Annotated in this window: 11 protein-coding genes and 1 pseudogene; 5 read left to right on the forward strand and 7 right to left on the reverse strand. The window is 51.1% G+C overall.

From position 1 onward, the window contains the following. Nucleotides 1-366 precede the first annotated feature (366 nt). The 5 genes and pseudogenes from T433_RS0101070 to dnaA form a co-directional block, all read left to right on the forward strand. Nucleotides 367-804, forward strand: a pseudogene (locus tag T433_RS0101070) (adenosylcobalamin-dependent ribonucleoside-diphosphate reductase); the annotation flags it as partial. Nucleotides 805-854: 50 nt separating this feature from the next. Further along, nucleotides 855-1,244: a dihydroneopterin aldolase gene (folB, locus tag T433_RS0101075; RefSeq protein WP_345938752.1), complete on the forward strand. Its 390-nt coding sequence runs from the start codon at nucleotides 855-857 to the stop codon at nucleotides 1,242-1,244. Then, the gene (locus tag T433_RS0101080) at nucleotides 1,238-2,506 is read left to right on the forward strand and encodes an N-acetylmuramoyl-L-alanine amidase family protein (RefSeq protein ID WP_027454515.1); all 1,269 of its coding nucleotides are present in this window, start codon (nucleotides 1,238-1,240) and stop codon (nucleotides 2,504-2,506) included. The genes folB and T433_RS0101080 overlap by 7 nt, the downstream gene beginning before the upstream one ends. Nucleotides 2,507-2,521: 15 nt before the next feature. Beyond that, nucleotides 2,522-3,424, forward strand: coding sequence for an MlaD family protein (locus tag T433_RS0101085; protein WP_027454516.1), 903 nt, complete (start codon nucleotides 2,522-2,524; stop codon nucleotides 3,422-3,424). A gap of 286 nt (nucleotides 3,425-3,710) precedes the next feature. Next, nucleotides 3,711-5,120 (forward strand): chromosomal replication initiator protein DnaA, encoded by a 1,410-nt coding sequence (dnaA, locus tag T433_RS0101090; protein WP_027454517.1) that lies wholly within the window; start codon nucleotides 3,711-3,713, stop codon nucleotides 5,118-5,120. A gap of 109 nt (nucleotides 5,121-5,229) precedes the next feature. Here dnaA and T433_RS14280 read toward each other — a convergent pair whose 3' ends face one another. From T433_RS14280 to T433_RS0101125, 7 genes are all read right to left on the reverse strand, one after another. Then, the gene (locus tag T433_RS14280; protein ID WP_162164153.1) at nucleotides 5,230-7,356 is read right to left on the reverse strand and encodes a rhamnogalacturonan lyase; all 2,127 of its coding nucleotides are present in this window, start codon (nucleotides 7,354-7,356) and stop codon (nucleotides 5,230-5,232) included. Then, complete coding sequence (locus tag T433_RS14285) at nucleotides 7,353-11,465, reverse strand: rhamnogalacturonan lyase family protein (RefSeq protein ID WP_052356928.1); 4,113 nt, start codon at nucleotides 11,463-11,465, stop codon at nucleotides 7,353-7,355. Before T433_RS14285 ends, T433_RS14280 begins: the two co-directional genes overlap by 4 nt. A gap of 331 nt (nucleotides 11,466-11,796) precedes the next feature. Continuing rightward, nucleotides 11,797-13,917 (reverse strand): hypothetical protein, encoded by a 2,121-nt coding sequence (locus T433_RS0101105; RefSeq protein WP_155808251.1) that lies wholly within the window; start codon nucleotides 13,915-13,917, stop codon nucleotides 11,797-11,799. Between the two features lie 57 nt (nucleotides 13,918-13,974). Then, nucleotides 13,975-15,717 (reverse strand): RagB/SusD family nutrient uptake outer membrane protein, encoded by a 1,743-nt coding sequence (locus tag T433_RS0101110; protein ID WP_027454519.1) that lies wholly within the window; start codon nucleotides 15,715-15,717, stop codon nucleotides 13,975-13,977. Nucleotides 15,718-15,739: 22 nt separating this feature from the next. Then, nucleotides 15,740-18,574, reverse strand: a complete 2,835-nt coding sequence (locus T433_RS0101115; protein WP_027454520.1) for a SusC/RagA family TonB-linked outer membrane protein — start codon at nucleotides 18,572-18,574, stop codon at nucleotides 15,740-15,742. Nucleotides 18,575-18,624: 50 nt separating this feature from the next. Next, entirely contained in the window at nucleotides 18,625-20,700 is a 2,076-nt protein-coding gene (locus T433_RS0101120; protein WP_027454521.1) for a RagB/SusD family nutrient uptake outer membrane protein, read from the reverse strand. A 39-nt stretch (nucleotides 20,701-20,739) separates the two neighbouring features. Further along, nucleotides 20,740-23,994, reverse strand: coding sequence for a SusC/RagA family TonB-linked outer membrane protein (locus tag T433_RS0101125; protein WP_027454522.1), 3,255 nt, complete (start codon nucleotides 23,992-23,994; stop codon nucleotides 20,740-20,742). Between the last annotated feature and the right edge of the window lie 34 nt (nucleotides 23,995-24,028).

Consider the following 24,028-nt stretch of genomic DNA (forward strand, 5'->3'; position numbering starts at 1 on the left):
AAACAAAAGAAAAACAAACAAGTTTGCCTTGTTCTTCTCTCGTTTTTTCGTAACTTTGCGACAAAAGTCGCGAAGTTACTGCGCCTCGGAAGAAAAAACAAATGAGTTTGTTTTGTTCTTCTCTCGACTTTTCGTAACTTTGCACCATAATTAAAGATGTGTAACAGAATGGAGAATCAGAAGACCTTATCGAACGATGAGCTGCTGCAAGTTCTGTTTGCTGAAGAAGGCGGCGAACAGCAGTGGATGGGCAACATCCTGAAGCAGGAAAAGAACCAGAAAGATGCCTTGAACGAGGCACAGCTGAAACGCGTGCTGGGCTATCTGCATGCTTGTTCGCAGAAGGCAGACCTCTCGCAACTGCACCCACAGGTGACCGAAGTGCGCCCGCAGGTGTTGGAGTGCGACGTGGTGCGCTTTCAAAACAACAAGGAGAAATGGGTGGCGCTGGTTGGACTGCTGAACGGCTATCCCTACGAGATATTCACAGGTCTGCAAGACGACGATGAGGGCATCATGCTGCCAAAGTCGGTGACCAAAGGACGCATCGTGAAACAGGTGAACGCCGACGGTACCAAGCGCTATGACTTCCAGTTCACCAACACGCGCGGCTATAAGATCACCGTGGAGGGACTGTCGGAGCGCTTCAACCCCGAATACTGGAACTATGCCAAGCTGATCTCGGGCGTTCTGCGCTATCGCATGCCTATCGAACACGTCATCAAACTGGTGGGCTCGCTGCAGCTGCAGTCGGAGAGCATCAACACGTGGAAGAACGGTGTGGAGCGCGCTCTGAAGAAATATGCTCCCGGCAGTGCTGATAGCGACGAACAGACCGCTGACGAGGCTGCCCTATGATGACCATCACGCGCAGCGAGGTGCTGCTGAAGGAGGCTCGCTTCTATGCCTTCCATGGCGTGATGTCACAGGAACGCAAGGTGGGCGCGGAATATACCGTCAGCGTGACGGTGGGCTATGACTATGCCAAGGCGGCCGAGAGCGACACCGTGGACGACACGCTGAACTATGCCGAGCTCTATGAGCTGGTGAAGTCCGAGATGATGCAGCCATCGCAACTGCTGGAACATGTGGCGCTGCGCATCGGCAAGGCCATCTTCCAGAAGTGGACTGAGACCGCCTATGCCGACATACAGCTGATCAAGAACAACCCGCCGATGGGCGCTGCCTGCGCAGGAGCGGGCGTCAATCTGCATCTGACAAACGACAAAACAAAGCAATGCTAAGAAAACTATTATACACCTTATTTATATTATTAGGCGTGGCCTGCACCATGACGGCAGCTGGCAAGCACCGCTATACGCTGGTGATCGATGCCGGACACGGCGGAAAGGACGCCGGCGCACTGGGCAAACGCTCGAAAGAGAAGAATATCAACCTGAGTGTGGCACTGGCCTTTGGCCGCTATGTGGAGCAGAACTGTCCCGACGTGAGGGTGATCTATACGCGCAAGACCGACGTGTTTATCCCCCTGCACGAGCGTGCCAGCATCGCCAACAGAAACAAGGCCGACGTGTTTATCTCGATACATACCAACGCGGTGGCCAGCAAGAAGCCGGTGTCGGGACTGGAGACCTACACCATGGGTATGCGACGCAGCGACGAGAAACTGAGTGCCGCCATGCGCGAGAACGACGTGGTGCTGATAGAGCAAGACTACCAGCAGCACTATGCGGGCTTTGACCCTCGCTCGCCCGAGAGCTATATCATCTTCGAGATGATCAACGACGACAACATGCTGGAGAGCGTGGAGCTGGCCAAACTGATACAGAAGCGCGTCTGCGCCACAGCCGGACGCCCCAACAAGGGCGTGAAGCAGGATGCTTTCCTCGTGCTGCGCGAGACGTCAATGCCTGCCTGCCTGATTGAGCTGGGCTATATCACCACGGCTTCGGAAGAGGCCTACCTCACCAACCCCACCAATGTCGATGCCATGGGACGAGGCATCTATCAGGCTTTCTTGGAGTTTAAGAACAAGAGTCAGGGCATCACACCTGCCTTGCCCACAAAAACACCGGCCAAGGTGAGCCAGCCCGTGGAGACACCAAAGGTGGAGGAGACACCAGCACCAGCCGAGACCGCAGGGCAGACGGAGCAGGAGAAGCCTGCGGAGGTTGTGGAAGCCGCTGCCACCGTCAAGGTGGAAGAGCCAGTGGTGGTGAAGGAAAAGAAACCCGCAGTCAGAACAGAGACGACTGCACCCGCAGTCAACACGTCGGCTCCGGTGTTCAAAGTGCAGTTCTTGGCCAGCGATCGGCAATTGCGTGTGGGCAACGAGCGCTTCAAGGGGTTGAAAGACGTGGAGAGCTATAAGGATGGTGGCCTGTGGAAATACACCGTGGGCGCATCTACCGACTATGCACAGATCAGCGAGAAGCGCCGCGAGGTGGCTAAGAAATTCCCCGAGGCGTTTATCGTGGCCTTCAAGGATGGCGTGCGCATCAGTGTGCAGGATGCCATTCGCGAGTATAAAACAAATAAGAAATAAAAATAAGAGGAAACCATGAAGTATCTAACAAAGGAAGTAAAAATAGGCTTGATGGCCGTGGTGAGCATCATCGTGCTGTTTGCTGGCATGCAGTTTCTGAAAGGTTTGAACCTGTTTAACAAAGGCAATGAGTACTATGCCAAGTTCGACAACGTCAGCGGCTTGTCGGCATCGAGTCCTATCTATGCCAATGGCTTCAAGGTGGGTGTGGTGAAGAAGATCATCTACGACTACAACAATCCGAAGAACATCCTGGCCCTGGTGGAACTGAACAAGAAGCTGCAGTTGCCCGTGGGCACCACAGCAGCCATCTCCAGCGACCTGCTGGGCAACGTGAAGATGGAGCTGAGGTTCGGTAAGAACCCGGTGGAACTGATGGAGATCGGTGACACTATCAGAGGCGAGATAGCACGTGGCTCGATGGATAAGGCTGCCGACATGTTGCCACAGCTGGAGGCCATGATTCCAAAGGTGGACTCTATCTTGACGAGTTTGAACAAGCTGTTGGCCGACCCCGCGCTGGCCAGCATCCTGCATAACGTGGATGGCGTGACGGCCAACCTCACCACAACCACCAGCGAACTGAACACATTGACGGCATCGCTGAACAAGCAGATGCCCCAGATGCTGAAAAAGGCTGATGGTGTGCTGGCTAATACCGAGGGCTTCACCCGTCAACTGAACGAGATGGACCTGGCGGCCACGATGAATAAGGTCAACGCCACGATGGACAACCTGCAGCAGACCACCGACAAGATGAACAGCAAAGAGGGCACGCTGGGCCTGCTGCTCAACGACCGTGCGCTCTACAACAACCTCAACGCGACGATGTATCACGCCGATTCGCTGATGATGGACCTGCGTCTGCATCCCAAACGCTATGTCCACTTCTCTGTATTCGGTAGGAAAGGCAATTAAATTTTATTTTGTCTAAATAACAATTTGCTCGCTTTTCTTTCAAAAAACAAGCTAAATGCTTGAATAACAGCGCTTTCGAATTACACAAGTGGTGGTTGTGTAGCATTTGTTGTGAAACATCATAAACCACCTATTTATAGGAAGTTACGAGATTTGTAAACACAAAAAGTAATTTGGGCAGATTTTGTTAAGTGGAAAAAAAATACGAACTTTGCACTCACAAGTTCAGCCATAGGGAATAACCTATCTTGTAACATAATAAAAAATAAAAGTATTAACGCCTAAGATGCAAAAAGATCATTTGGCGCTTTGGGACACGTGTCTGCACCTTATCAAACAGAACGTCTCGGAGCAAATATATAAAACGTGGTTCGAGCCAATCGTTTTCGAGTCGTATGACTCTGAGAAAAGAACGCTATTGGTTCAGGTTCCAAGTCCGTACATCTACGAGTACTTGGAGCAGTACTACGTGCGTCTTATCGCTTGGGCGCTAAACAACAGCTTCAAAGAGAACGTGAAGCTGACTTATCGCGTTGTTACAGATAAGGTGAACAAGAAGGTTCAGGGCTGGGAGAGCGAGGGTGACTCTACGCTTGACACCGTGCCACCAAGGGCACGTGCCAACAAGGCTCCCACCACCATCGAGGCAGCTGTGCCTCAGGACCTGAACCCCATGCTCGACACCAAGAAGACGTTCGATAACTATATCGAGGGCGCTTCTAACAAATTGCCCCGCACGGTGGGCCTTTCTATCGCCGAGCATCCGGGCAAGTCAACCTTCAACCCCTTCTTCGTGTTTGGTCCTTCAGGCTGCGGTAAGACCCACCTGATCAACGCCATCGGTCTGCAGTGCAAGCGCATGTATCCCAAGAAGCGCGTGCTCTACATCTCTGCTCGCCTGTTCCAGGTGCAGTTCACCGACTCGGTGCGCCAGAATACGACCAATGACTTCATCAACTTCTACCAGAGTCTGGATGTGCTCATCGTCGATGATATCCAGGAGTGGGCCAGTGCCAAGGAAACGCTGAACACGTTCTTCCACATCTTTGACCACCTGTTCCGTCTGGGCAAGCAGATCATTCTGGCCAGCGATCGTCCTCCTGTGGACCTCACCTGGGTGAAAGACCGTCTGCTGACGCGTTTCTCTTGCGGACTGATTGCCGAGTTGGAGAAGCCCAACGTTCAGCTCTGTGTGGATATTCTGGAGTCGAAGTGCCGTCGCGATGGACTGAAGATCTCGAAGGAAGTGCTGCAGTACGTGGCACAGACGGCCAATGGCAGCGTGCGTGACCTCGAGGGCGTGCTGAACTCGCTGTTGGCCTATAGCATCGTCTATAACTCAAACATCGACTTGCACTTGGCCGAGCGCGTGATCAAGCGTGCCGTGAAGATAGACAATCATCCGCTTACCATCGACGACATCCTGGAGACGGTGTGCAAGCACTACGGTGTGAACCAGCAGCAGGTGTATAGCAAGAGCCGCAAGCGCGAGTTTGTGCAGGCTCGTCAGATATCAATGTATCTGGCACAGAAATACACCAAGATGCCTGCGTCGCGCATTGGACAGCTGATTGGTGGCCGCGACCACTCTACGGTGCTCTACAGCTGTTCTAGCGTAGAGAAGCTGTTAAAGGTGGATCAAGCCTTCCGCGAAGAGATGAACAGCATTGAACATTCGTTTAAGTTGAAACAATAGATTTTAGATAGCATATAATGAAAACGCCCGTTCAGTTCGAACGGGCGTTTTTGTTTTTTCCTTTTGGGGGGCAGCGGCTGAGCCGCTGCTTGCGGAGAAGCGTGGGGCTTTATTTTGCCAGGTATTTCTTGCCGTTGTGGATGTAGATGCCGTGCTGAGGCTTCTCGATGCGCTGGCCCTGCAGGTTGTAGTACCTTGGGGCCTGGGTGGTTGGTGCGCTCTGCACTTCCTGGATGCCTGTAGCATCTACGCCTTGGAACGACTCGATGTAGTCGGGCAGGTAGTAGCCCAGATGCGGTGGCTGGTTGTAGGCCACGTTCTGCCAGCAGATGCCCATACGATACACATGGTCGTGCATCAGGGTAGGTACGCGGTACTGGGTGGGATAAGCAGACGTGTAGATGTTCAGCGTAGCACTGTCGGTCTTGCTCCACAGAATCAGCTCTTCGCGCCAGTCGCCAAAGATATCGGCGGTGAGGCAGGGCGTAGCCTTCGTGCTGTTGCATGAGGCGGGGCTGCCATAGGCCGCCACGGCGTTTCTGTTGAAGCCTAGGCCCAGCGGTGTTGCAGCACCATTGTTCCACTTATTGATGGTCACATCGTCGAGCATCTCCTCGTACATGTCGCCATCCCAGTAGATTCGGAAGTTCATACCGGGATTAGCTGAGGCGATTGAGGTGCCTTTGATGGTATAAGAGTCCAACTGGGTGGCATAGGTAAACTCGCAGCCACGGTGGTTGGCATCGAAATCGGCTGCGATGCCACGACCGGTGTCGCGGTCGCGGGTGCGGCGAATGATGACCTCACCCGTCAGTGCGTCGTGCAGGTCGGCACCATAGCTTGCTACCGACTCTTCGTGAACGTCAAACACCTCGTAGCCCGGACGGTCTGGGTCAAGGTCGGCCAGATGGATGGCATCGCCATGGCCGAAGCCAACGGCATAAAGCAACTTACCATCATTGTCCACAGCACCGCTTCCCCAGATGATCTCGTCCTTGCCGTCTCCATCGACATCGCCCACGCTGAGGTTGTGGTTGCCATTGCCGAACATGGTGTAGTAAGAACCTACGCCACTGGTGTTCGTGCTGTATGTTTTAGTGGTCTTGTTCCAGTTGGCATCATAGAGTTCTACGGTGGTCTTGCTTACACTGGCGTGCAACCACTTGTGCTTCAGTTGGCTGCCATCGAAGTCCACAGCCCATAGGTAGGCACGGGTATAGTAGCCGCGACACATCACAGCGCTGGGATTCTTGTCGGGGCCGTCTAGGTAGGCCACGCAAGCCAGATGGCGGTCGGCACGATTGCCGTAGGCATCGTTCCAGAAGTTCTTGGCAGGGTGCTTGTCGCTGCGGTTGAAGTTGCCTGCACGGTTGGGGTTATACCAAATGGTGTGGATAGCCTTGCCTGTAAGTCCTTCGAAGACGGTCAGGTATTCAGGGCCGCTCAGGATGTGGCCTGTTCCCTTGTCCACAGTGCCATTGTCACGATAGTCAGCAGTATTGTCTGCCGTTGAGATCTGCGTGTCTGTAGCTGCTTTGTTGACATAGTTGCCAAGTCCATCCTTTGAACCGGGCGCTGTCTTGCAGATCATCTCTGCCTTGCCGTCGCCATCGAAGTCATAGACCATGAACTGGGTGTAGTGGGCGCCAGCTCGGCAGTTGATGCCCAAGTTGATTCGCCACAACTTGGTGCCGTCTAGTTTGTAGCAGTCGAAGATGACTGGGTTTGAGTTTCCAGAGTTAGAATTGTCCTTAGAGTTCTCAGGGTCCCATTTCAGGATGATCTCATACTCGCCGTCGCCATCCACATCGCCCACCGAACAGTCGTTGGGGAAGTAGGCATAGCCACCAACTTCCGCCGGGCGGTCAAGATGAAGGCTCAGGTACGAGCTCTTCCAAGGCTTCACTTCCTTGGTGGTATCCACGGCCACACCTTTTTGATAGGTCACCACCTGAAAGGCATCGTTGGTTGTGCCACTGACACTCAGCGAGGTGGCCGTGAGAATATTCTTCTTGTAGGATTTTCCGTTTTTTAGCAATTCGAAACTGGTTTGCTGTGTGTCGGTGCCCAGCAGACGCCAGCTGACAAACACCTTGCCAGACGTGGTGGGCAGGACAACGAGTCCACGGTCTAACTTCTCCATCTGTGTGGTGGCTGTGTCAGACGGCTTCTGTGCATGGCCTGCTGTCATTGCCAGCAGACCGCACATCAAAGTGAGGATGTTCTTTTTATTCATTTAATGATAATTTTCTTTCCGTTTCTGATGTATATGCCCTTCTTTGTGGGCTTGTCAATAGGCATGCCGCCCAGGTTGAATAGTTGGCCATGGGCATCGTTTTGCTGCAGGGTCTTGACAGCAGTGGCTTCTATGACGCGCAGCTTACCCTCCTTTTTCAGCAGCTCTGACGTTTCCCATTCAAGACCGCTAGGCAGGGTGGGCAGGTTAATGATGACAGACGACGAGGTGGCCAGTCGGCCCACTTTCCAGAGTATGACCTCTTCACCAGCTTTAGGACTGACACCGCTCCACGTCACATTGATCTCTTCTGTAATAGAGAGCGTGCCCACGGCTTCAATCTTGGTGTTTGTGCTGTTGCCGCGCGCTCTGGTCACCTTCATGTTGACCTTCTTCACCGAGTAGACGCCGGCACCAGAGAGTGTCGCATTATCGTCGATAGCACCGATGGTGATGTTTTTGCCATTGTTGTTGAAGACACCGTGAATGGTGGCCTTGGCCAGACCATAGCTGTTGTCCCACATGATGGAAGGATCGTAAGAGCCCGTTTTCAGATTTTGGAAGTTGATGGTGCCTTCAAACTGGCTCCAGTCGCCTTGCATCTGTGAACGTGTGTTGGTGACATTGACCGTCAGCTTGCCCTTACCCGTCAGTTTGCCTTTGTAGTAGCAGCGAGAGTCGAGTGTCCATGTGGCAGTCTTACCCTCGGGCACGTTGACGTTGGCCCTGTTGGTGGAGTAGCTATACATGTTGTCGGGGTCTTTCAGTGTGCCTCCGTTCAGTGTGATGTTGGTGGGGTAGGTGTGTACGTCGCCAATCTCGCCACCATGAACAGTGCCCTGGTTCACCACGAGTTCTTCATACTGAGCGTTTCCATGAACCTGCAGCGTGCCATTACCAGTCTTGACCAACTGCTTGCCAGAACCGCTGATGGCGCCATTGTGTGTCAGTGTTATGCCGTTGTCCACGTTGATCGTTCCAACAGAAGTAATGGCGAAGGGGTGCGATGTTGACATGGTCTTTAGGATGTTCAATGTACCATTGTTAAACGTCAGCTTGTTCTTGGCGCTGCCCAGCGCAGCATAGTCCACACCGTCGTTGTTGGCCAGCGAAGCTACTGAAAGCCTTCCACCGTTCAGGTAGATAGCGCCCGTGAATTTGTTGGTGTTGGTGATGTTCACCTGACCCTCGCCCTGAAGGGTTATCGAGGTGTTGTCGATGATGCTGCCTTCACCACTCAGCGTGAAGTTCTTGCTGTTGTTGGCAAAGACGATGCTGGCTGGTGCAACGACACCTTGGATGGTGATGTCTGACTTGCTAGCCTGGTCGTTGAAGGTCACCTCATCGCCAGTTACAAACATGATACTCTCGTTGTCGCGCTTGAAGTTTTCAGTCTCTCCGAAGTCCCATATGCCGTCTTCACCGCCGTCCCAGATGATGCTGGTAGCATCGCGAAGTTTGATGATGACTAGATAGAGCTTACCTTCTTCATAAGCCAAAGCTACCTTTTTCTTTTCAAATCCCTCCAAGACGATATCGTTGATGTTGCCTTCGATGGTTGTGATGTCGCCCAACAGATAGTTGCCGGCAGGTAGAGCGTCGATATCGGCGTTGTTGAATTGGAACACTGGTGCTGCATACTCTGGGCCATATTGCCAGTCTTTCTTCTCAATGACGAGTTTCTGGGCATTGACCTTGTCTGCAGTTCCCGTCTTGGCAATGTCGAAGACCACGCGCGAACCGAAGCCCAGAGCCAGTGTGGTGGTGGTGAGGTTGCCCGTGGCGTTCTTGCCGCCAGGATAGATGGTGGCATTATAGTCGGCCTTGATGCCGCCATTGAACGTGCCGCCATTACTGATCAGGTTGGTGTGGCGGTTCAGCCATACGCTACTTGACTGCATGGTACCGTCAAACTGCAGTGTGCCGGCCCATACATCGGTGTTGCCGGTGTAGGTCTCGGTGACGTTGGGCAGCACCAGTGTGCCGTCGCCCTGCTTCACCAGGCGCATACTGCCTGTGAAGGCACCGCCAGTCAGCGTGTGGGTAAAGTAGCTGCGGGTGATATTATTATTGTTGTCGTGCCCCTGCACCCAGCTTGGCGCATTGTCAAAGAAGATGTAGGGCGATGCACCATCGGCCACGCTGACGGTCATGTCGTTGGTCTCGGCCATCATCACCTGCTGGTCGTTCTGAGCCGTACCGATGCTACCGCCATTCTGAATCTCAGTGCGGTTGGTGTTGGTCAGAGCGGGTGGGGCAGCGGTGATGCCTTCCAGTTCGCCCAGGAAGTAGCTGACGTGGGGTGGCTGGTTGTAACCGTTCATCTGCCACACCATGGCGTTGCGGTACTGCATGTCGTGCCACAGCGTGTAGTTGCGCCACGTGGTGGGAATGGTGGTGGTGTAGATACGGATCTTATTGTCGGCCGTGCGGGCAATCACCTCCTCGCGCCAGTCGCCAAACAGGTCGCCCTGATAGCAGGGGGTGCCCTTGGTGTCGTTGTTGGTCAGCGAGCCGGCTAGCGTCTCCAGCACGCCCTTGTTATACTTATAGATAGCGATGGCCGTGTTCTTACCGTTCGAGTAGTTCAGTCCCTCGTCGCAGAGGTCGCCATCCCAGTAGATGCGGAAGTTGTCGGGTATGCCCCCTTTGTTCATGCCACTGATGTAGTCGGCGGTGACACAGCTGATGGGATTGTCGTAGCCCGAGAAGCCCATAGCACCGGGATAGTCGTTAGAGAAGTTGCCGGCTATGCAGCGACCGTCGTCCTTGCTGCTGACAAAGCGGTGGTATATTTTCGCTGTGGTGGCGTCGCGGTAGTTGTTGCCGGGGTTGTCTTCCAGGCAGGCAAAGATTTCATGACCATGCTTGTAGGGGTTGAAGTCGCTGTGATGCTGAGCATCGCCATGCCCCAGCCCCGTTGTCGACAGGCCCTTGCCGTTGTCGTCGATCACCATCGAGCCGAAGCATATCTCGTCGCGTCCGTCCCAGTCAACATCGGCAATGGCGTAGTTGTGGTAGCCGTTGCCATACCAGGGCGAGCTGCTGTCGTTGCAGTTCCAGCGCCAGCGTACAGAGAGCTCGTGAGTGGCAGGATTAACGTCCAGTGCAATCATCTTATGACGGGTGTAGATGCCTCGCGCCAGGAAGATGCTGGGCTTGCGACCGTCCAGATAGGGCGCACCGAAAAAGTGCTTTGACGAGCGGTGGCCGTAGCCGTCGCCCCACGCCTTCTCCAGGTCGGTCTCGCCATCCTCCAGTCGTTTCAGGGGGTATTCCATGATTTGATAGGGCACACCGGTCTCACCGTTCAGATAGACCAGATACTCGGCACCGTCGTGCATAAACCAGTTGGTACCGCCGCCCGTAGCTGCGCGGTAGTTCTTGGTCTGGTCGCCAACAACGTGGGGAGTACCGTACACATCGTAGATGGTGGTGCCGTCGGCAGCACGCATGATGACCTCCGCCTTGCCGTCGCCGTCCCAGTCGTAGGCAGCAATGTTCTGCTCGTTGTTTTGGAAGTCGCCCATATTAGGACCGCAGTTGATGTACCACAGACGGGTGCCGTCCATTTTCAGACACTCAAAGAGGCTATACTCCTTGGTGTCCACGCCGTCAATCTTCGGACCGTTCTTGGGGTACGACTGCGAGATCTCGCTCTGGTTGTCGAATTTCATCAGCATCTCCACCTGTCCGTCGCCATCAACGTCGGCGCAGCATACATCGTTGGGCACATACACAGACTTCAGACCGCTGTGTGTGGGAGTAATCTCCTTGTAGTTGCTGGCCCATACGTCGGCCACCTTGCTGCCCGTGGCTTCTTCTACGCCGCGAACCACCGCCTTGACCGTATATTTACTGTCGGTGGTTCCGGCAGCATCCTTAAAGTTTGAAACCTCCAGGTTCGAGGCCACCTGTGTGCCGTTGCGATAGAGGTTGTACTTCACATCGTAGTACTCCTCGCCGAGAATACGCCAGGAGCAGAACACACCGTCGGCCGTCTTGATAGCGGTCAGTCCACGATCCAGCGCATCGGTGCGGCGCTGTGCAAAGCCGTTGGTAGCCGTTGTTAGCAACAGTGCTGATAGGAATAAGAGTTTTTTCTTCATATTGTTTTAGTATTGTTATCGTTATTAGTTCGTGGGCAAAGATATGAAAATTCTGTTAAACACAACAGAAATAATTGGTTTTTAACTTGTGGAATTTGAGAGAAAAGAGGTTTAACCGTAGTAAACCACATGTGCGATTTTGGTACCACCACTTGGTAGCGTGATTACCGACGCTTGGTAGCCTCAGTACCAACGCCTGGTACGACCAGTACCAAAACGTGGTACTGATTTTGGTACTGAGAGAATACAAAAATCCCCACAACCTGTTGGCTGTGGGGATTGGTATTGTTTGTTCACGTTCGGAAGAATACAAACGTGTTTGATTCTTCGCTTACTTAATCACAAACTTTTTACCCTGCTTAACGTAAACACCCTTGTTCAGGCTGTTCATGTTCATACGAACACCGTTCATGTTGTAAACAGGAGCGTTGTGGTCAGAAACCACCTTGTTGTAGTTCATCTCGTTGATGCCTGCAGGATTGTTGTCGGGAGTCAGAACGAGGACGCGGCTCAGGGCTGTATCAACACGATAGAGCTGGAAGGTCTCCAGACCAGTGTGCACCTCGTTTACACCACCCAGGTGAGCAGCCTTGTAAGCAGCAATAGCTGTTTCAGGTTCGGTACCAATGGGGAACTGTGGGTGGATAGAGCCACCACCATAGTTGTCAATCTTAGAAACAATGATGAAGTCCTCATCGGTCAGACCGTCAACACCCATAGTAACGTTGTTGATAACGATAGCGGCATAAGTCATGCTCTCGTTGATATAGAAGTCACCACCATCACCCAGGTTACCAGAGAAGCATAGACCGATACCTTCGTACATCTTCACGTTGGTGCTACCGCCTACATGTCCCAGATGGTCCGTCTTAGGCTGTCCTTCTTCATAGTACTTTGTAATAGAAGGTGATACGTTAACAGAGTCGTGCCAGAGATACATAGGAGCAAACAGAGAAGCAGCAGTTTCTTCGTTCAGTTTAGACTGCAGATACTGATAGCGCTTGATAGCCTCATAGTTCTGAGTTGTAGGACCGTAAACGGGAACATTAGTCCAGATAGTGTTCTGATCATTATCTTTCTCGCCAGAGTCAACCTGATAGTACATACGCATACGGCCAGTCCAGTTGCTCTCACCAGAGGTTGTTTCAGAATCAAGGTCCTCCATGGCATCGAAGCCCTTCTCTGTCAGTTCTGCACCAGTCATGTGCTGGAAGTCGATATCGTTCTTGATGGCGAAAGCCTGATTGTTTTCAACGTTGACGGTTGTTGTTCCGAATCCAGGAGCAATAGTCTGGATAGTCAGGATACCCTTATCCTCAACATTAACTTTTACACCATTCAGCTGATCCTCTGCTTTCTGGATAACTTTGTCGCCAGACTTGAACTCGTAAGCAATGAAAATCTGGGGCTTGGTGGGAACCTCACTATTGTCAACTGTGATGGTGTACTCCTTAGCATATCCCTTTGAAGCATTGGTGATTGTGGCTACAGCAGCGGGAAGTTGGAACAGAACGCATTCTACTTCTGCAGTTACCTTTTCAGATGTAGCTTCGCCAGAAGTTGTCCAAACCTCGATTGTACCAGAGGTTGAAGTGGTGTACTGATAAGAACCATCGCAGTCTGAATACTCAATTTCCTGTTCTTGGCCATCGGTACCCTTTACGTGCAGAGTCTCTCCCTCGAGGAAGGCAATGGTGTAGGTACGCTCTGTACCGTTCACACCAGTCAGGGCTACAGAAGGAACGTTCGCAAAGTCTTGTTCGGTGATAACCTGAACCTTGAGGTTGTCCATCTGAAGTACACTGTACCAACGGGCAGCATAGATGTTCAAACCAGAAATCAGCATGTTGGTGCCAGCGTCAAAACTACGTTTACCTTCTGCCTTAACATCTGATGAATTGATCTGTGACGTAATCTGATAAGATAGTTCATGTGCTAAGGTGTCGACATCAATAAAGATAGAATACCACGCACCGGCTTCAACAGCAAATGTGTTCTCAGTGTCGCCATTGATGAAAAACAGATTGTGATTGTCTGCTGACTCCGTGATTGAGAACAAGGTGTGCTCTTTAGCATTGATGACACCATTGTTTGCATCGGGCTTTGTGCCAGAGAACAGTGCGAATTCTGTACCAAACTGGTTGTTAGCCAAAGTAGCATAGCTCCACTCGAACTCAATGTGGTACTTGCCTTCTTTCAGCTTGTCTGCAAAAACGTCTTCACCCCATACTGTATAACAGTTACGTCCGTTGTTACTGCCTAGACTGAACTGGAAAAATTTACCGAAATCGTCGCCAGCGATTGCCATACCGCCAGCCAAATTCGGAGATGTCCAATTCCAAGAGGCAACATCACCTGACTCATAGTCTTGGCTAACCAGGTTGATAATACCTGCATTAGCACCTGTTACCATAGCCACAAAGGCCGTTAGTAAAAGATAGAATTTCTTCATAATTAAAGAGATTAAATTAGTAAATTAATGTTGTTAGTTATAATAATAGTTATTCTATTACCAACCAGGGTTCTGTTTCAAAGCACCGCCCGACTTCTGAATCTCGCTCTGTGGGATGGGGAAGAAGTACATCTTGTCATTCCATGTGTTGCGAGTCTTGTTGTTCACCTGCGGGGTGTAGGTGTAGTCATATTGAACAGAAGTGGTGCCGTCGCCATTGTCAATCACTTGCTCGGTGCGGGTAATCTTCATTGTCTTGATGGTGGTGAAGTACTCTGGTGCCTTCTTCCATCGACGAACGTCAAAGAAACGGTGTCCCTCGAAGGCCAGTTCCACAAAGCGCTCGTTCTCATACTTCTTGGTGAAGTCGGCCAGGCTCAAACCAGTTGCCAGGTCAGGCTGTCCGGCACGGGCACGAACAATGTTGATGGCTGCAGCTGCCGACATGCTGAACTCTGAGTCGGTGGTATAGCCATCGCCTTTCCAGTTGAGCAGTGCTTCGGCATAGTCCAGATAGAGCTCGCCAAGACGGAAAATTACATAGTTGTGATAGAACGCATTGGCACCCTTAGCACCAATGATGGTGGTGGGGTTGCAGTACTTCTTCAGATAGTAGCCAGTGGGTGTGCCATTGGTTAGCTGAGGACCATTAGCGCCACCTTCGAACGTCTCCAGCAGGGTGGGGTTAGAGTTTGGCCACTGTTCGCCGTTGACTGCTACAATCCATCCCAGACGCTTGTCGCGGTTGGCATAAGGATTCTGTGGGTCGTAGCCGCTGCCTTCTTCGTCGATGGCCTTACCATTGGTCATTTCGAAAGCGTCAACCAGATTCTGAGTGGGGCAGTTTCCACCACCGCCATTCTCCATACCTACAGGGAAGTTGTACTTCTCGTAGTTGTTGTTGGCAGAGGTTGAGTTCTGACGACGAATGAAGATCTGCTCCTTGGTGTCCTTATAGTTGTCCGACTGGAACAGTGATGCATAGTCGCTGGTAAGGCCCATGCCGCGCAGTTTGCATGCGTCGATAGCCTCCTTGCAGCGCAGTGCTGCCTGGTGCCAGCGCTCCTTGTCGTTCTCGGGGTTGAACAATGGACTTGCATAGTAGAGAGCAGCACGCGCACGCAGTGCCAGCACGGCGAGGTCGTTGGCGCGACCAGTCTCGGCAACGCCCAGGCCCAGTGTGCCATAGTCCTTCATGATGTTGTCTTTGATAGCAGCGCACTCATCGTCGATAAACTGGAAAATCTCGTCAGACGAAGTGCGGGGCAGACTGTTGGCCTTTGTAGCATCCATGTTCTCCACCTTCAAGGGCACATCGCCATACTGGCGCACCAGCAGGAAGTAGAAGTAGGCACGAGCCCAGCGGGCTTCCCACTGGTAGTTCTCGTACTGCTGCATCTCTTTCTTGTATTCAATATCCAGCTGATAGTCGGGGAAGGTGAGTCCCTGGAACTCGTCGAGCAACAGGTTGCAATAGCTGATGCCTTTGTAGCAAGAGCTCCAGATAGAACTCTTGGCATTGGTGGGACTCCATGCACCATTGTAGAAGTCCTCAATCTGATTGCCAGGATGTGAGTAAACAGACTCGTCGGTGGCTGAGCTCAGCATTGCACCGCTATAGTTACCGAAGTCCTGGTCCAACTGCTGATAGATTGTGGTAGTGAAACCACCAACGCGGCTGAACATCTCCTTGATATAGTCAGCACCATCTACCTTGTACTCGTGGTAGTCCATCTGGTCGCTGCAAGAAGCCAGTGCCAGTAGTGCAGAAGCACTGATGATATATGATTTGATTTTCATAATAGTCATTGTTTTTTGTGGGTTAGAAAGTTACTGACAGTCCGAATACAACACTGCGGTTCAGGGGTGCTGTAACGCCGTAAGAGGCTGCATCAACCTCGTCGATGTGGTCGAAGGTGAGCAGGTCGTTGCCACGCAGGTAAACTTTGGCAGCATTGACAATCTTAGTGCTGGTCAGCAGCGATTTGGGCAAGTGGTAGTAGAGCTCTACGTTGCGCAGCTTCATGTAAGAACGATCGCGCAGCCAGAAGGTGCTGTTCTGTGTGTTGTTGGCATTGCTGGCAGAGCTGAGGCGTGGGAACTTGGCGTTGGCCACGTTGTTAGTTTCCTTGTTCCAACGGTTGTCATAGACATACTGTGAAAGTGCATTGTTATTTACAATGGTGCTGAAGTATGCAGATGAGTTGATGTTGGCAGAATAGCGACCTACGCCCTGGAACATGGCATCAAAACCGAAGCCCTTGTACTCGGCACCCAGATGGAAGCTATAGAACAGTTCAGGGCAGTTGGCGCTGTATCCAATCTTGCAAACGTCGTTGTTATCAATCACGTTGTCGTTGTTCACATCCTTGTACTTGATGTCACCAACGGTGACTGTAGAGAAGGTCTGTGTGGGGCTGGCAGCAATTTCGGCTTCGCTGGTAAAGATGCCTTCTGCAATCAGTCCGTAAGATGAGCTCAGAGGATTGCCAGTCTGAACAAGGTTAGAATAGAGGCGTGGCTCTTCGGCCATGTCCTTGATCTCGTTGCTGTAGGTCATCAGGTTAGCACCTACGTTCAGGGTAACCTCACCCAGCTTCTTGGTGTAGTCGGCTGCAACCTCGAAGCCATGCTGCTTAACCTTACCCTGGTTCAGATATGGAGCATCGAAACCAATCAGTGAGGTGTAGAAGCCAGCACCCGATACCCAAATGTCGTGGCGGTTTTGCATGAAGTAGTCAACTTCGATGTTCAGACCGTCGAACAAAGTTGCATCCAAACCAACATTGAACTTGGTAGCCTTCTCATGTGAGGGATTAGGTGTGGCCATCTGACCGATGGTTACAGGGCCATACATGGCTGAGTCGTAACCACTACCGAATGCATAGCCACCACCAGCTTGTGAGTAAGACTGGGTGTAGTAGGTCCATACGTTATCGCCTGGCAGATAGTCGGCATTGATCAGACCGAGGCTGGCGCGAAGTTTCAGGAAGTTGACAAATTTAACGTCCTTCATGAAGTTCTCCTTGCTCAGCACCCAACCGGCTGACAGGGTGGGAGAGAACGACCACTTTGTGTCGGGAGCCAAGCGGCTGCTGCCTGAGTAAACCAAAGCGAGGTCTGCCAAGTAGCGGTTCTTGTGAGCGTAGTGTGCCCACAATGCGTAGTTCATGCGTGTGATGGCTGTGTTTACACCTGTGGTGTTCTGATAGTCGTAGTCATATTTCACCTGTCCGTAAACATAGTCGTTGTCAGTCAGCTGTTTGTCGTAGTTAAGACTAGCCTGGAAGGTCATGCGACGCTGGTAGTTGTTGGTGTTGGCATCCTTGCTCATGGTGCCGTCTTTACCACCAGTGAAGTATGAACCCAGAACGGGAGCACCGCCTGCCCATCCAGATACGGGATAGCTGCCGTAGATATACTCACGGCTGTGGTTCTCGAAAAGTGTTGAGTACATGTCGTAACCCATGCGAGCAGTGAAGCTCAGACCTTCGAGCCAGTACTTCAAATCCTGCTGCAAAGTCATATCGGCAAACAGAGCACGTTCGTGAATCTTGTAGTAGGCGGCTGCCGTTGACTGTGCCACGGGGTTCAGTGTTCCAGCATAGGTGGCATTACCACCCCAGTCGCCAGTCTCACTCTTGATGGGGAATGCATTGGCGGGCAGTGAATATACGTTTTTCCACAGGTCAGTCTCGTTGCCGGGACGTGACATCTCGCTCAACACACCCAACAGGTTCACTTTCAAATCGGTGGTTGGGGTCAGGTCAATATCCAAGTTGGTACGCATGTTACCACGAACGTATTTGTCTTGTGTTGAGTAACCCTCGTTGGCATCGAAGTTCTTGATGAAACCCTTGTCTGAAAGCAGGTTCACCATGGTGAAGTAGCGGAAACGCTCGCCACCGCCTTTAAACTCAATGGCATACTTGTTAGTGACGCCATGATGACGGAAGGTCTCGTCCACCCAGTTCACGTTAGGTGCCTGGAAAGGATAGGTGCCGTTCTGATAGGCATTCAGCTCGTCGGTGCCATAGCGTGGTTCTGCACCTTCGTTAGCCAGTGCCTCGTTCATGGCGTTGGCATAAGTATAGGCATTGACGAACTTAGGACGATTAATCTGATAGTTAATCAGGTGGTCGTAGTTCACACGGATGCTGTTGCTATTATACTGACCACGCTTCGTGGTAATCTGGATGGCACCGTTGGCACCCTTATAACCATAGAGTGCAACAGCGGCAGCATCTTTAAGAATGGCTACGTGGTCCACTTCTTCGGGGCTCAGCAGTGTGATGTCGCGCTCGATACCATCAACCAAGATCAGTGGGGCGCTGGTGCTGAGACTCTGCAGGCCACGTACGTAGAACGTGGGATTGGCAGCATAATAGATGCCAGCGCCATCGAGTGAGATCAGACCATTGCCTTGACCCAGGATAGAGTTGCCGATATTCTTAGAAGAACGCTTGTCAACGTCCTGACTCTTAATCACAGAAACAGCGGCTGTTGACTGGGCGCGGGTGAAATTCTTACTTGCACCCACCTCGATGACTTGATCAATGAAGTCATTGCCAGTCAGCGTAGTTGAGTCTTTCTGCGCTGCTGCTGGCAGGCTGAGGCCTGCAAGCAGTGAAAGCACGTATATATTTTTCTTGTTCATATCTTCTATTATTCTTAAATTATTAATTCTTACCCATTAACTCAAGAATATTACCAGCCGGGGTTCTGGATTAGACCATAGCCCTTGTTGACCTCTGTAACGGGGAATGGGAACAACAGCCATTTCTTGATCTCGGGAGAGTTGGGATCCTTGCCCCACTGCTGACGCTCGCGGTTCATCAACTGGAAGGTTTCGTATTCGAAACGGTAGGGTTCTGCGATACCATTGTCCTTGTGGGTACCCATCCATGGTTCATAGTTGCGAACCCATTCGCCCTTACTGTTCTGCATCAAACGATAAGTGATCAGTCCGTGTAGGGGTTTCACAATCCAGTCAGTACGCTTGTAGCGTATCATGTCATAATAGTGGTTGTTGCTCATACCCAACTCGCAAGCACGCTCACGCAGAATCTCGTTGATGAGGTTGTCCTTGTTGCTGGTCAGGTTCAAGGCTGCGTTCTTTGCAGCCAGGCCAGGAAGACCTACACGAGCACGAACAATATCTACTTGTGCGATGGCACCAGCCAGGTCGCCAGTTTGTGCCAAAGCCTCGGCATACATCAGGTACATCTCGTCCAGGCTCAGGTAAACCCAATGCATAAATTTGCGGTGGTATTCCTCACCCAGGTAGTACTTGATGACACCCATACCCGTAGAATACTTAGAGAAGAGCTTCTCTTGAAGAATATACTCTGTAAGGCCGGTCTCTGCATTCTTCTGAGGACCAAGAACGTCCCAGTTCTCATGATAACCGCCAACCCATAGCTCGTAGGCATTGCCAGAGGGCACACCTTTGTTCCAGTCAAACTGTTCGGTGGTTCCGTTCACAAGAATGTTTTCATATAGACGTGGGTCGCGTGAAGGCGTCTTTGATACGGCACCGCCACGGCCTACCTTGTTTTGATAGAACAGACGGCCCTTATCACCATTGATGCGGCCTGCAGCAGCGTCCTTCTCCCAGTTGAATGGAGCACCATCGCTCCAGGGGAACATCTCCATGTATTCCAATGTGGGCAGGTATGAATGGCGGCCATTGCCGACCCAGTTCCACCAAGCGTAGGTACCCTGTGTACCATAGACTGTGGCTACGCGGGTAGAGTGGAGCACTTCCTTGCTGCCCTGACGGATGTAGCCATAGCGGTAGGCCTGACGGTAGCCGTTAGCATCATTCTTGCAGTTCACCTCAGGGTCTGTAGGTTCCATCAGCTTGTAGAAACCATCCGTGGATAGGCGATTGAAGAAGTCTTTGCAAGCCTGAAGTGCTTTCTGCCAACGTTGTGCATCATAGTTACCGTGCCATACCAAGTGCTGCTTTTCTGCTTCAGTAGTACCATCATAGTAACCTTGATCTGCATTGTAAAGAGGCGATGCAGAGAATAACAGGATCTTGGCTTTAAGAGCCATGGCGCCTGCGGCAGTCCAACGACCAGTGTTAGTGTCGTCAGTGTCAGAGGTGTTGCCATTGTAGGCCCATCGCAAATCAGGGATGGCCTCGTCGAGCAGGTTAACCATGAAATTGACAGTCTCTTCAACTGTTGCGCGTGGGAAAGAATAGCTGCTCTCTGTGCCGCTGAAGGCGTGATCAACGATGGGCAGTCCGCCATATACGCTGAACAAATCGAAGTAGCGAGCTGCTATCAAACACTTGGCCTGAGCAATCATGTTGTTCTTCTCGGCTGCTGAAATACCTTCAACCTTCTCGATGTTCTCAATGAAGATCCAAGCCTGACGCACGGCCTCCCAGACATAGTCGTTGCTATAGCTGATGAGTGGCTGCTCGTTGGCATTCAGTGTGCCAGAATAGAAACTGTTATAGACGGTGTTGCTATTCCAGTGCAACTGATAGGCGTCTGTCAGGGCGTCGAGCTTACCAACGTATGGGCTTGCACTGTGGTTGACACTTTGGTTGTAGGGAAGTCCGTAGTATTGTAAAGCATAGATACCTGTCAAGAACTGCTTGGCATATTCTGGGTTGTTAAACACCGTGTCGATGGTTACTGTACCACCAGGTGACTTCTCGATGAAGGCGTCGCCAAACTTAATTTCGTCTGTACAGCCTGAGATGAGTAGTGCTCCTCCCATAGCCATTGTGATGACGCCGCTTGTGATATGCTGATATATTTTCATATTGGGATATCCTTATTTAATTAGATAAGTTAGCTGAAGTTAGAATCCCAGTTTAAGACTGGCCGTATAAGTGCGCTGCAAAGGGTAAGAGGGATTACCACTGGCAGTTGTTTCAGGATCACCCCAAATGTATGGAGTGAATGTAAGCAGGTTGTAACCACTGATGGCCAACTGCATCTGGTTCAGACCCAGTACCTTCATGAATGGGAGGTGGAAGTCGTAAGCCAACTGAATGGTCTTCAGACGCAGGTACTTGGCATCCTTCTCATAGAGTGTTGAAGGTGCATAGTTCTGGTTGGCGTTCTTCCATGTGGCACGGGGATACTCTGCGCCTTGGCTTGGATTCTCGGCTGTCCATGAATGATCCACATGGTACTTGAGCAGTCCACCGCCCTGTGTGCTCTGACCAGCTGACGCTGTAAATGGAGTGCGGAAGGCACCTTCAATAAGGCGAGAAACATTCCATGCTGCAGTGAGTTGAGCATTGAAAGTGAAGTTCTTCCATGAGCAACCCATCTGTAAACCAGTGATATATTCAGGATCGTTGGTGTGACCAAGGCCTACGGCATAGTCGTTACCATCAATCTTGCCACTCTTGTCTAAGTCCACATAGATAGCATCACCAGGCTGAAGGTTGGCTACCAACTGAGTTGGGAATGACTCAACACCAAACTCCTTCATATAGTCTTCTTCGGCACCTTCATAGTAATACTTCCAGAACTTCAGCAGTGAACGAGAATTAATACGATGTCCTTTGGTGTACATGTAATCGTTGGTCTGAGGAGCTTGTCCGTCAATCTGAATTTCATTCTGGTTGTAAGAAAGGTTTAACTTTGCCCAGTAACGGAACTCCTTACCAATCTTATCCTGCCAGTTGACAGAAACTTCCCAACCCCAGCTATCAACTTCACCAAAGTTGGTGTATGGGATAGAGAAACCACGCAGCGAAGGTGAGTTGTTGTTCTGCCACAGAATATCTTTACGATGCTCCTTGTAGTAGTCGAAGTTGGTGCGCAGGCGATCGTTGAGGAAATACATGTCGAAACCGTAGTCCTGCTTGAAAGCCTTCTCCCAAGTTACGTCGGCAGAGTTCTTGGCTGATTCAACAGCACCCATTGCTGTGGTACCATTCTCCACACCGAAGTTATAACCGAATGCACCAGTATCCTTACCGGTACGCTCCAGCAAAGCATTCTGGTTTACGTTGTATGGGTCGGGGATATACATGAAACGCTTTGCACTCACCTTGTCGTTACCAACAAGACCCCATGATGCACGCAGTTTCAAGAAAGAAACAACGTTCTTGACGGGCTTGAAGAATGGCTCGTCGCTGACTACCCATCCGATTGATCCTGCTGGGAAGGTACCAAAGCGCTTGCCGGGAGCGAAGTTCTCAGAACCGTTATAACCAATGTTGAACTCGGCCATATAGCGGTTGTTCCAGTCGTAGGTTACACGACCTACCAAACCTACATACGTACGTGGAATGTCGGTATAGGCATTGTCTGCGTCTTTTACATAGTAGTTTTTGCTTTGGTTATAGAGTGCCAAAGCGGTGATGGTGTGCATACCGAAAGAGCGATTGTAGGTGAATGAACCTTCTACATACCAGTCGCGTCCTTTTCCGTAGCCGTAAGCATAGGTTGGGTCAACATCCGAACCATTCTTACGGAAGAGCATAGGCTGCGTCATCACGTTGCCATTTTCATAGATGATATCATTGTTTTCATCGCGTTGTGCCAATACGACAGGAGTGTAGTTGGCAACACTGGCAGTGAGGGTCTTTGTTACATTAAAGTCACTGTTGTAAGAACCCTTCGCTTTGAATGTCAGTCCTTTAGTGATGAAATCAAGTTTCTGCTCTAAAATCAGGTCCATAGACAACTTGTTGTTGTTGGTCTGAATGGCACCAGGCTGGTAAGCATAGTATGTCATTGGGGTGTCGCCAACAAAAGGCAGCATGATGCCGTCCTCATTGTCGGCATTAGAGTTAGAGTTCACGATATAGCGTCCGTCAACAATACCAGGGCTTGAGAAAGGTGTGGCATTGTAGATGGCCTTAATCATAGCAGCTGCACCGCCACCAGTTCTTGGACGTGCGGCATCATCTACCTTACCGGCAATGTTGAAGCTTAACTTAGTGGTCTTTGTGACGTCCATGTCGAGGTTGGCACGATAGTTGAAACGCTGGTATTCGTAGCCATAGTCCCAAGACTTGCCAAACTCTTTGAACATACCGTCTTGTGTGAACATACCGGCAGAGATGAAGTACTTCACCGTCTTGTTACCGCCAGATATATTAATATTGTGTTGCTGTTGGAGCGTTACATCTTTCATGATATACTCGTCCCAACGCATATTTGGGAAGCGGATAGGATCGCTTCCATCTCTGAATTTCTGAATGACTGCATCTGTGAATACACCCTTCTGTGCACCATCACCAATAGTAGCCTGGTTGTGGAATAGTGCGTACTCGTAAGAGTTGGCCTGCTCAATCAGGTTGGTTGGAGTCATGGCAGAGAATGAAACGTTGGCTGTCACTTTGGCTTTGCCTTCCTGACCGCGCTTGGTGGTGATCAAAATAACACCGTTGGCACCTCGTACACCGAATACAGCTGTAGCAGAAGCGTCCTTCAGTACGGTGATGCTCTCGATTTCGTTGGGGTCGATATCCCACATCTCGCGCTCAACACCGTCTACCTGGATCAAAGGCTTAGAGTCAACCCAAGTTCCCTGACCACGAACAAAGATGTTGGTGGCATTTTGTCCTGGCTCACCTGATGACTGAATAGTTGTTACACCAGAGAGCTGACCGGCAAGCACGTTGGTAACGTCGCCTACTGGCGTACGTACCAGGTCTTCGGCCTTAACGGAAGAAAGGGCACCCGTGACGGTCACCTTCTTTTGAACACCGTAGGCCACAACCTCGACGCCCTTCAGCATGGTCGATTCTTCTTCGATGACTACCTTCATGCCGTTAGAGGCTTTCACGGTAGTCTCTTTGAAACCTACATAAGAGATTTTTAACTGGGTACCAGGAGCTACGTTCAGCGTGAAATTACCGTCGAAGTCGGTTACGGTACCTTGAACAGTCTTGCCACCTACGATGACAACGCTGGCGCCAATGATTGGCTCACCTTGACTATCTACAACTGTACCTTTGATCTGGCTCTTCTGTTGTTGAACAGATGCATAAGCACTTTGCCATCCAGCGAATGGAGGGGTCAACAGCATCATAGCGCACATCATTGCACATGGCATGATAGTCTTCTTGATAGCAGTAAGTTTGATCATAAGTTATTTTGTTAGTAATATTTGCTTAGTGAAT

The organism is Xylanibacter brevis ATCC 19188, assembly GCF_000621725.1.
In the GTDB taxonomy this organism is placed as follows: Bacteria; Bacteroidota; Bacteroidia; order Bacteroidales; family Bacteroidaceae; genus Prevotella; species Prevotella brevis.

Bases quoted from the DNA above. Each gene is read 5' to 3' on its own strand.
- folB (WP_345938752.1), top strand. From the start codon at position 855: ATGATGACCATCACGCGCAGCGAGGTGCTGCTGAAGGAGGCTCGCTTC.
- T433_RS14285 (WP_052356928.1), bottom strand. From the start codon at position 11,465: ATGAAGAAAAAACTCTTATTCCTATCAGCACTGTTGCTAACAACGGCT.
- T433_RS0101105 (WP_155808251.1), bottom strand. From the start codon at position 13,917: ATGAAGAAATTCTATCTTTTACTAACGGCCTTTGTGGCTATGGTAACA.
- dnaA (WP_027454517.1), top strand. From the start codon at position 3,711: ATGCAAAAAGATCATTTGGCGCTTTGGGACACGTGTCTGCACCTTATC.
- T433_RS0101080 (WP_027454515.1), top strand. From the start codon at position 1,238: ATGCTAAGAAAACTATTATACACCTTATTTATATTATTAGGCGTGGCC.
- T433_RS0101115 (WP_027454520.1), bottom strand. From the start codon at position 18,574: ATGAACAAGAAAAATATATACGTGCTTTCACTGCTTGCAGGCCTCAGC.
- T433_RS0101125 (WP_027454522.1), bottom strand. From the start codon at position 23,994: ATGATCAAACTTACTGCTATCAAGAAGACTATCATGCCATGTGCAATG.
- T433_RS0101085 (WP_027454516.1), top strand. From the start codon at position 2,522: ATGAAGTATCTAACAAAGGAAGTAAAAATAGGCTTGATGGCCGTGGTG.
- T433_RS14280 (WP_162164153.1), bottom strand. From the start codon at position 7,356: ATGAATAAAAAGAACATCCTCACTTTGATGTGCGGTCTGCTGGCAATG.
- T433_RS0101120 (WP_027454521.1), bottom strand. From the start codon at position 20,700: ATGAAAATATATCAGCATATCACAAGCGGCGTCATCACAATGGCTATG.
- T433_RS0101110 (WP_027454519.1), bottom strand. From the start codon at position 15,717: ATGAAAATCAAATCATATATCATCAGTGCTTCTGCACTACTGGCACTG.